4 protein-coding genes are annotated in these 4,670 nt (G+C 70.1%); all 4 read left to right on the forward strand.

The window, feature by feature from the left end:
- The first annotated feature begins 148 nt into the window (after positions 1 to 148).
- The 4 genes from ACWDSL_RS51950 to ACWDSL_RS51965 all read left to right on the forward strand — a co-directional run bounded on the left by ACWDSL_RS51950 (position 149) and on the right by ACWDSL_RS51965 (position 4,624).
- Positions 149 to 1,870: a PHP domain-containing protein gene (locus ACWDSL_RS51950; protein WP_450496593.1), complete on the forward strand. Its 1,722-nt coding sequence runs from the start codon at positions 149 to 151 to the stop codon at positions 1,868 to 1,870.
- Positions 1,867 to 2,490, forward strand: coding sequence for a hypothetical protein (locus ACWDSL_RS51955; RefSeq protein WP_450496594.1), 624 nt, complete (start codon positions 1,867 to 1,869; stop codon positions 2,488 to 2,490). The genes ACWDSL_RS51950 and ACWDSL_RS51955 overlap by 4 nt, the downstream gene beginning before the upstream one ends.
- Positions 2,491 to 2,640: 150 nt before the next feature.
- Complete coding sequence (locus tag ACWDSL_RS51960) at positions 2,641 to 3,324, forward strand: DUF899 family protein (RefSeq protein WP_450496596.1); 684 nt, start codon at positions 2,641 to 2,643, stop codon at positions 3,322 to 3,324.
- A 106-nt stretch (positions 3,325 to 3,430) separates the two neighbouring features.
- Complete coding sequence (locus ACWDSL_RS51965; protein WP_450496598.1) at positions 3,431 to 4,624, forward strand: alginate lyase family protein; 1,194 nt, start codon at positions 3,431 to 3,433, stop codon at positions 4,622 to 4,624.
- Positions 4,625 to 4,670 lie beyond the last annotated feature (46 nt).

A 4,670-nucleotide genomic window follows, 5' to 3' on the forward strand; every position in this document is an offset into this window, starting at 1 on the left:
GGTGCCACCGGCACACACACCAGATGTGCGCCCACCGCACATCAGCCGTTCCTCATCACACAACCGATCGGACCTCTCCCGTTCACGCCGGCTTTTCAGAATCTGCACGTCCCAAGCATGTACGTGCCTGCGCCGGCGGGAGTTGAACATGAGCCACGGTCATACACACGGCCACGGTCACCACCATCACCACCACCACGGAAGCGGCGACGCATCGTCCCTGCCGCCAGCCCTCGACATGTCGGTGCCCGACGAGGCGCTGACCCCCAGCCAGCTCTCCCGGCGCTCCATGCTGCGCCGCACCGGCCTGCTCGGCGCGGGCCTCGCGGCGGGCAGCGTCCTCGGTGGCGCGGGCCAGGCCGCGGCCGCGGAGCCCGCGTCGGTGACAGCCGCATCGGCGAGTTCCCGCAGCGAGCGCTCCGGCGGGTATCTGTGGCTGGCCGGCGACCACCACATCCACACCCAGTACAGCTCGGACGCCAAGTACCGGGTCATCGACCACGTACGGCAGGCGAACGCGCACGGCCTCGACTGGATGGTCATCACCGACCACGGCAGCGAGACGCACGCCAAGATCGGCGTGGAGAAGGTCAACCCGGACATCGTCGCCGCCCGCGACCAGATCGACGACACCCTCGTCTTCCAGGGCCTGGAGTGGAACATCCCGGCCGCCGAGCACGGCACCGTGTTCGTACACCCCGGCAGGAACGAGGTGGCGGTGCTGAAGGAGTTCGAGAACTCCTTCGACGGCTCGGTGAAGAAGGCCACCTCCAACACCCCCGCCAACGAGGCGCTGGCCATCGCGGGAGTCAACTTCCTCGCCGAGCAGGTCCAGCGCCGCCGGGTGAAGGACATCCTGTTCCTGGCCAACCACCCGGCGCGCAAGGGCATCGACTCCCCGCACGAGATCCGCGGCTGGCGCGACGCCCAGCCGACCATCGCCGTCGGCATGGAGGGCGCCCCCGGCCACCAGGCCGCCGGGCTGCCCGCCCCGAACGGCCCCGGCGGGGCCCGTGGCATCTACGACAACAGCCCCGGCGCCGACTCCTACCCCGGCTACCCGCTGGAGAGCTACCGCACCTGGGGCGGCTTCGACTGGATGACCGCCACCGTCGGCGGCCTGTGGGACAGCCTGCTCGCCGAGGGCAAGCCCTGGTGGATCACCGCCAACTCCGACTCCCACAACGTCTACGCCGACACCGCCGTGCGCGGCCCGAACAGCGACTTCAACGGCAACGGCCGCTACAACGACCCGGTCTACGGCGGCGGCCCGGGCCTCACCGACACCGACTTCTGGCCGGGCCAGTACTCCCGTACCCACGTGGGCGCCGCCTCCTTCGGCTACAAGGCGGTCATGGACGGCATCCGCGCCGGACGTGTCTGGGTGGACCACGGCGGGCTCATCAGCGGCCTGAACGCCCAGCTGCGCTCCGGCAGCCGCGCGATCACCCTCGGCGATGTGCTGCATGTGCGCCGCGGCGCCCAGGTCGACCTGGTCATGGAGATCAGCCTGGCCAACGGGCCCAACTGGTCGCAGTTCGTGCCGAAGCTGGCCCGGGTGGACGTCATCCAGGGCGCCGTCACCGGCCCGGTCTCCGACAAGGACACCTTCACCACCCCGGACACCAAGGTCGTGAAGTCCTTCGAGGTCGACAGGTCGACCGGTTCGGTGCGCCTGACCTACTCCCTGGGCCGGGTGGACAAGCCGGTGTACGTGCGGCTGCGCGGCACCGACGGCAACCGTGGCGCCGTCGGCCTGCGCGGTGCCGCCGTCGACCCGGCGGGGCCGGCCATGGACGTGATCGGCGACGCCGATCCGTGGAAGGACCTGTGGTTCTACTCCAACCCCATGTGGGTCCTGCCCGCATGACCGCACCCCACGACGTACCCGGCGTCCACTCCTTCATCGGGGTGGACGCCGGGTCGGCGAATCTGCGCGAAGCCGACCATCTGATCCACGATCTGCTGGACCACCTCGCCCTCGTGCCGAACACGGTCGCCTGCACCCATCTGATCCGCACCGACGAGCGCCGCTCCACCGCCGTCTCACTCGCCCTGCCCGACGCCGCCGCGGCCGAGGCCGTATGGGAGCGCATCGCCGGATGGCAGCGCCCGGATGTGGGCGCGGTCCTGGGTGAGCGCTCGTACGGCGCGCAGCAGGCTGCCCGTGCGGCTGCGTCGGCCGCCGCGGAGCACGCCCGGCGCAGCGGCGGGCGTGCCGTGGTCTACCCCGGAGTGGAACGCCTCACGGGCACGGTGACCGTGGCCGATCTGCTCGCCCTGACCGCCATCGACCGGGTCACCGTGGTCGGCGCGCCGACGGCGGACGGCCAGGGGCCCGCTCCCGCCACGCCCGTGCTCACCCGCGACCACGTACGGCCCGAGTGGCGGGACGGGCGGCTCACCCTCGCCCTGATGCCGGCCGCCGGCGGGGCGCTGGCACCGTTCGAAGTCCCCGATCCGACGCCCTGCTGCGCCGACCACGCCTGACAGGGCTCCCTGCTGGAGCAAGCCCACCGCCCGGCCGTTACCGTCCTGACCTGCACCTTCTCGCTTGGCACACTATTTCTCGGCCTCGGCGCGCCCCGGAACCGCCATAGACTCGAATCCCCTCGGGGCCTTCCCACCCAGGAGGATGCGATGTTGCGGCAGACCCGACTGCCCGATGAGCCCGCGGACTATCTCGCCGCCCGCGAAGAGCTCCGGCTCGCCGAGATCGAACTCATGCGCCACCGCGAACGGGTCGCGGCCCAGCGGCGGGCGCTCCCCCAGGGGCCGGCGGTCGACGACTACGTCTTCATCGAAGGCCCCGCCGGCCTCGACGCGGGCGACTCCCCCGTCCGCGAGACCACCCTGAGCGAGCTGTTCACCGCCCCGGACCGGCCGCTGATCGTCTACCACTTCATGTACGGCAAGTCGCAGACCGAGCCGTGCCCGATGTGCACCCTGTGGACCGACGGCTACAACGGCGTCGCCCACCACATCGCCCGGAACGCCGACTTCGTCATCGCCGCGGCCGCCGACCCGCCCGCCCTGCGGCAGCTCGCCCGCGACCGCGGCTGGTCCCGGCTGCGCCTGCTGAGCTGCGGGGACAGCACCTTCAAATACGACCTCGGCAGCGAGGACAAGGACGGCGAGCAGGACTCCACGATCTCCGTCTTCACCCGGGACGGCGATGGCACGGTCCGCCACCGCTACTCCGCCCATCCGCGGATGGCCGAGGACATCAAGGAGCGCGGGATCGACCTCCTCAGCCCCGTCTGGAATCTGCTGGACCTGACACCGGGCGGCCGTGACGACTGGTACCCGCGGCTGGACTACTGACCGGCATCACGAACATTGACATGTCCACACAGGGCTCTTATGGTCCAGGCCATTCCTATCCGTATTCGGAACTGCGTTCCCATTCGTGAACGGAAGAGGTCACCGGATGACACGAACCAGAACCGCCCTGTGCACCGTTCTCGCCCTGCTGGCCGGCCTGCTGAGCCTGCAGTTCACCGGGCCGGCCGCCCCACGGGCGACGGCCGCGCCGACCACCTTCGCCCACCCCGGCGTCCTGGTGAGCCGCGCCCAGCTCGACTACGCCCGCTCGAAGGTGCAGGCCGGCCAGCAGCCCTGGAAGGCCGCGTACGACGACATGCTGGCCAGCTCCTACGCCTCGCTCTCGCGCACCCCCAAGCCGCGGGCCGTCGTGGAGTGCGGCTCCTCCTCCAACCCCAACTACGGCTGCACCGACGAGCGCCAGGACGCCATCGCGGCCTACACCGACGCGCTCGCCTGGTACTTCACCCGGGACAGCAGATACGCCAAGAAGTCCATCGAGATCATGGACGCCTGGTCGGCGACCATCACCGATCACACCAACAGCAACGCCCCGCTGCAGACCGGCTGGTCCGGATCCACCTGGCCGCGGGCCGCCGAGATCATCAAGTACACCTACGACGGGGGCTGGCCGGGCGCCGGCCGCTTCGCGACCATGCTACGCAACGTATACCTCCCCGAAGTGATCAACGGCGCGGCGACCAAGAACGGCAACTGGGAACTGGTCATGACCGAGGCGGCGATCGGCATCTCGGTCTTCATCGAGGACCGCACCAGTTACGACAAGGCGGTCGCCACCTATCTCGCCCGCGTCCCGGCGTACATATATCTGACCAGCGACGGCGATCTGCCCAAGCCGCCCGCGGGCAGCAGCATCGACACCAGCGCCGAGATCATCAAGTACTGGCAGGGCCAGAGCACCTTCGCCGACGGCCTCGCCCAGGAGACCTGCCGCGACTTCGGGCACACCGGCTGGGGCATCGCCTCCGTCGCGGACATCGCGGAGACCAGCCGCATCCAGGGCCAGGACCTCTATCCGAAGATCCAGGACCGGCTGCGCTACGCGCTGGGCTTCCACACCTCCTATGAGAACGGCACCGCCGTGCCGTCCTGGCTGTGCGGCGGCTCGGTCAAGAAGGGCCTCGCCGAGGTCACCGAGGTCGGCTACAACGCCCTCCACAACCGCCTCGGCATCGCCATGTCCAACGCCCAGAAGTACACCGAGGGACACCGGCCGTCCGGCACGGACAACTACTTCAACGCATGGACGACCCTCACCCACGCGAACAACCCCTCCTGACCGTCACCGATCATCGCTCACCGGTCGCCGGGCCCGTCGGCCCGGC

It is taken from the genome of Streptomyces sp. NPDC000941 (assembly GCF_053599555.1).